Source organism: Streptomyces sp. LS1784, from assembly GCF_020103755.1.
Lineage (GTDB): Bacteria > Actinomycetota > Actinomycetes > Streptomycetales > Streptomycetaceae > Kitasatospora.
On record NZ_JAHSQD010000611.1, the window covers coordinates 1 to 4,723 of the forward strand.

Annotated in this window: 5 protein-coding genes; 2 read left to right on the forward strand and 3 right to left on the reverse strand. The window is 73.5% G+C overall.

All coding sequences use genetic code 11. From position 1 onward, the window contains the following. Positions 1-542 (forward strand): hypothetical protein (locus KS423_RS38870; RefSeq protein ID WP_224284448.1); only part of this gene is annotated, 542 nt, incomplete at its 5' end. Between the two features lie 7 nt (positions 543-549). Here the strand turns inward: KS423_RS38870 and KS423_RS38875 are convergent. Further along, entirely contained in the window at positions 550-1,878 is a 1,329-nt protein-coding gene (locus KS423_RS38875) for a hypothetical protein (protein WP_224284449.1), read from the reverse strand. A 23-nt stretch (positions 1,879-1,901) separates the two neighbouring features. After that, entirely contained in the window at positions 1,902-2,309 is a 408-nt protein-coding gene (locus KS423_RS38880) for a GNAT family N-acetyltransferase (RefSeq protein ID WP_224284450.1), read from the reverse strand. 159 nt (positions 2,310-2,468) lie between these two features. Here KS423_RS38880 and KS423_RS38885 point away from each other — a divergent pair, with 159 nt between their 5' ends. Next, positions 2,469-4,064 carry a M4 family metallopeptidase gene (locus KS423_RS38885; RefSeq protein ID WP_224284451.1) on the forward strand — a complete coding sequence of 532 codons (1,596 nt, stop codon included), beginning with the start codon at positions 2,469-2,471 and terminating at the stop codon, positions 4,062-4,064. Positions 4,065-4,074: 10 nt separating this feature from the next. Here KS423_RS38885 and KS423_RS38890 read toward each other — a convergent pair. Beyond that, positions 4,075-4,723: hypothetical protein (locus KS423_RS38890; protein WP_224284452.1), on the reverse strand; the 649-nt coding region annotated here is incomplete at its 5' end.

Consider the following 4,723-nt stretch of genomic DNA (forward strand, 5'->3'; position numbering starts at 1 on the left):
CGCTGCCGCTGCCGGCCCCGCCGGAGCACACCGCCCCGCGCTCCGCCAAGGCGGGCGGCCGCAGCGGCGGCAAGGGCGGCGGCAAGGCCGGGGGCGGACGTTCCGGGGACTCGCGCTTCGTGAACGGCTGTGCGGCGGTCTTCTGCGTCCTGGTGTTCGCCGGGGGAGCCTGGGCTACGACCGATGTGCTCTTCCCCGGCTCGACCGACGTCACCGGCGTCCCCGCCCCGTACAACGCCCTGTTCCGGCTGCTCTACCTGTGCGAGAACCTCGCCTTCGGCGCCGGGATCGTCTACCTCACCAGCGGCTTCGAGGCCGTCCTGCGGTTGGGCAGGCCGCGCCGGCTCTCACTGCCGGCCCATCTGTCGATCACCTGGCTGCTGGTCAACTGGTGGCCGCAGGACAACCTCTACCGGCTCACCAAGGCCACCGACTGGCCGCGCGAGGCTGCGCTGGTGTTCGCGTTCAACGTCCCGCTGATGCTCGCGGCGCTGGTGCTGGTCCGCTTCGTGCTCTGGCGTCCGCCGGCCGGAAAGGGGTGACGGCCGCTCACCGGAGCGCTTCGAACATCCCGGCCAGCCCGTGGTTCGCGGCGGCGACCAGCGCCTCGGCCGCGTCCAGCGCCTCGGCGTCCGGCCCGGCCAGGGCCAGGCCGACGGTGGGCTCCGGCTCGTGGCAGGCCGTCGGGATCAGTGGCAGCAGGGTGACGCCGAGCCGGGCGCAGCGCGGCCGCAGCCGTTCCAGGTGGTCGTGCAGCGCCGCCGGGGCGAGCCGGGCACCGAGCGGCATCCCGTCCAGGGTGCGCACCAGGTGGCCCTGGCCGCGTACCTGGTCGAGGCGGGCGGCGAGGACGAAGGCGACGGCCGGGCCGGTGAGCCGCAGGTTGATCTCGGTGGGGGCGAGCCGGCGCTCCCGGTCGGTGACGAAGTCGACGTCGTACCAGCCGCGGTAGCCCTCGGCGGCGAGCCGCTCCCCCACCGCGAGGGCGAACCGGCGGGCGGTGGCGGCGGCCTCCTGCGGCACCGTGCCGGGGCCGACGGTGACGCCCTGGTAGCGGGTGCCGGCCACGTCCATGGCACCCGCGCCGACCGGGTGGACGGTGCCGTCCGAGCCGACCAGGGCGTCGTAGGTGAGATCGCGCAGCCGGGCGCCCGGGCCCGGGTCCACGTGCTCCTCCAGCAGCAACTCGCCTTCACCTGGCAGGACTTCCGCGCACACCAGGCGGCGCAGCAGCGCCCCACCGCCGCCCGCTGCGAACAGCTCGGCAGGCTCCACCACGACGGTGCCGTAACCGCCGACGCCGTACGGGCTCTTCAGCACCGTGGTCAGCCCCCGGGCGGCGCGGGCGGTCAGCCGACGGGCCGCCCGGCGCCGGCTGCCGGGGCGCTCCTGGTGTGTCGGGCGGATGCCGGGGTGCTCGGGGGCGAGGTCGGTGAACAGGTCGTGCGCGGCGGCCTTGGACTCGTAGCGGCGCACGGCGGTGAGCTCCGGCCCTTCGCCCTGCGCGGCCGTCCGGCCCCAGCCCACCACCGGTCGCCCGGAGTCCGCGATCCGTGCCGCCAGGGCGGGGCGGTCGGCGAGGGCCTCGGCCACCGTCCGGCCCGGCGCCACACCACTGTGCACCTCGACCGGGCCCCACTCCAGCTCCCGGGCCAGCCAGTCGGTCCACTCCGGCGCGACCTCGGCGGGCAGCACCAGCAGCGCCGGTTCGGGGCTGTAGCAGGCGGCCAGGCAGGCGTAGTGGTGTGCGTGCCGCAGCCGCCGCAGGTGCTGCGCCGCGTCCATGCCGGGGGCGAAGAACTGCGCGTTGAAGTCCGCCACGTCGCCCACGTGGACCGCCGCCCGGCCGCCGGTCCAGGCCCCCACCCATCCGTCCATGGGTCGGGAGCCTAGAGCCTGCCTCAGAGTGCCAACAGCCCCGCAGCGGTGGGACGCAGGCCGCAGGCGTCGAGGTAGAAGGGGCGCAGGTGCGGCTCGAAGTCCACGTGCAGCCAGGCACAGCCGGCCGCGCGGGCGCCGTCGGCGGCCTCGGCGACCAGACGGGTGGCGATGCCCTGCCGCTGGGCGTCCGGGGCGACCACGGTGTCGAGCAGGAAGGCGTGGGCGCCGCCGTCCCAGGCCAGGTTGACGAAGCCGACCAGGGCGCCGTCGGCCGTGCGGCGGGCGGTCACCCAGCCGAGGCTGTGCCGCTCCAGCCGAGCGAGCCACTCGCCGACGAGGTCGCCCGCGGGGTGGCCGAAGCCCTCGGCGTGCAGGGCGTCGAGTTCGGGGTCGGCGAGCGGGCCGCGCCACTGGTAGTCGATCGTCACGACCGCACTGTAGAGCCCCTGTTAACTTTCGATCATTTTTGATGACCCAAGGACACGACTTGGCAAAGTTATGACCTTTCCTCTAGCTGAACCTGACTGACCGCCGTCAATCTCTGTCGCAGCTCCTTTCCCTGCACAGCTACCCCCACTGGAGTCAGAGTGACCCCCACGCCCCTCTCCCGCCGTGCCCGCGTGGCCGGAGCCGTCGCGATCGTCGCTGCCCTCGCCGGCGCCACCGTTCCGGCCGCCACGGCCTCCGCCGCCACCGGCACGCGCGAGGCCGCGATATCCCAGGCCCGCGCCAACGTCGCCCGCAACGCGGGGGTGTTCGGCTTCGGCGCCGGTCAGGACCTCGTGCTCAAGGACGTCGTGCTGGACGCCGACGGCGCCTCGCACGTCCGCTTCGACCGCACCTTCCAGGGCCTGCCGGTGGTCGGCGGCGACCTGGTCGTCCACCAGGACGCCAAGGGCAAGCTCAAGGACTCCTCCCGCGCGGCCGCCCACGACGCCGCCGTGAGGTCGACCGTCCCGAAGGTGACCGCGCAGTCCGGCGCGGCCGGCGCGCTGGCCGCCGCCCCGGGCGTCAAGGACGCCGTCAGCACCCCCGAGCTGGTCGTCTGGGCCGCCGACGGCACGCCCCGGCTGGCCTGGCGCACCACCGTCGAGGGCACCGGCGAGCACGGCCAGCCCGCGGGCAAGGTGGTCGTCACCGACGCCACCACCGGCGAGCAGATCGAGTCCTACGACGCCGAGCACCAGGCGTCCGGCACCGGGAACTCCGAGTACACCGGCACGGTCACCATCGACACCACCGCCAAGACCGGCGGCGGCTACACCCTGACCGACCCGGTCCGCGGCCACGTCACCAAGGACGCCAACAACCTCTCCGCGAGCTCGCTCAAGGCCTCCTCCGGCACCCCGTTCAACAGCACCACCAACGTCTGGGGCGACGGGAAGAAGTTCTCCTCCGACCGTTCCACCGCCGCCGTCGACGCCCACGCCAACACCGCCTGGACGTACGACTACTACAAGAACGTCCACGGCCGCAGCGGCATCAAGAACGACGGCAAGGGCGCCACCGTCTTCGTCCACGTCGGCACGAACTGGGACAACGCCCAGTGGTCCGACACCTGCTTCTGCATGATGACCGGCGACGGCGACGGCACCACCGACCCGGAGCAGGTGGACCTCGACACCATGGGCCACGAGATGACCCACGGCGTCACCAGCGCCACCGCCAACCTGCGCTACAGCGGCGAGTCCGGCGGCCTCAACGAGTCCACCAGCGACATCTTCGGCACCATGGTCGAGTTCTACGCCAACAACAGCGTCGACACCGGCGACTACCTGTTCAGCGACCAGTCCACCCCGCCGTGGCTGCGCCGCTTCGACAAGCCCTCGTTGGACGGCCGCTCGGCCGACTGCTGGAGCAGCAGCGTCGGCAAGCTCGACGTGCACAACTCCTCGGGCGTCGGCAACCACTGGTTCTACCTGGCCAGCGAGGGCAGCGGCAGCAAGACCCTCAACGGCGTCACCTACAACAGCGCGACCTGCAACGGCTCCACGGTGACCGGCATCGGCCGTGACAAGGTCGCCAAGATCTGGTACCGCGCGCTGACCGTCTACATGACCTCCACCACCAACTACAAGGGCGCCCGCGCCGCCTCGCTGAACGCGGCCCGCGACCTGTACGGCGCCGGCAGCACCGAGTACAACGCGGTCGCGGCGGCCTGGAGCGGGGTCAACGTCAGCTGACGCCCGTCCGTCAGTGGTCGAACCCGACGTGGCAGTGGTCGTGGTGGGTGTCGTCGGTGAAGAACCGGTTGCCGACGCCCGGGAGCGCCACCGGACCGCCCACGTTGTACGAACCGGCGGCTGCCGCGTCCCGCATGAAGGACTCGATCAACTGCCGGGGCGTGCCCGGGTCGACCACGGCCAGGCCGTCGATGCGCCAGACGTCGAAGGCCCGGCCCAGCGGATGGTCGCTGGGCCGGGTCGTCCCGAAGACGTCCAGCGGGTGGCCGGTCCGCACCACGCTCACCGACAGCGTGTACGGGCCGGCCAGCCGCAGCATCGCCTCCAGCACGCTGTCGTGCACCGTGCCGCTGCGCAGGTCGGCGGCGGCCTCGGGCGGCAGCTCGATCCGGGGCTCGGCCAGCACCCGGGCCACCGCGGACGGCGGCGAGGCGGCGGCCGGGCCGGCGTCCCCCGGATGCAGCTCGGTGACGGCCCAGCGTGGTTCGGCCCGGCTGAGCCGGACGTCCACCGTGGTGCCGCCCTCGGCCACCGAACCGTCCGGGCCCCGCGTCCACTGACGGCAGACCACCAGCACGCTCGCCGAGTCGGCGAGGATGCCGCCGTACTGGGCGACGATCACCTCCAGGCTCGCCTCGGCCGCCGCCGGGGCCAGCGGG

Excerpts from the sequence above, each read along its gene's own strand:
- KS423_RS38875 (WP_224284449.1), bottom strand. The coding sequence starts at position 1,878 with ATGGACGGATGGGTGGGGGCCTGGACCGGCGGCCGGGCGGCGGTCCAC.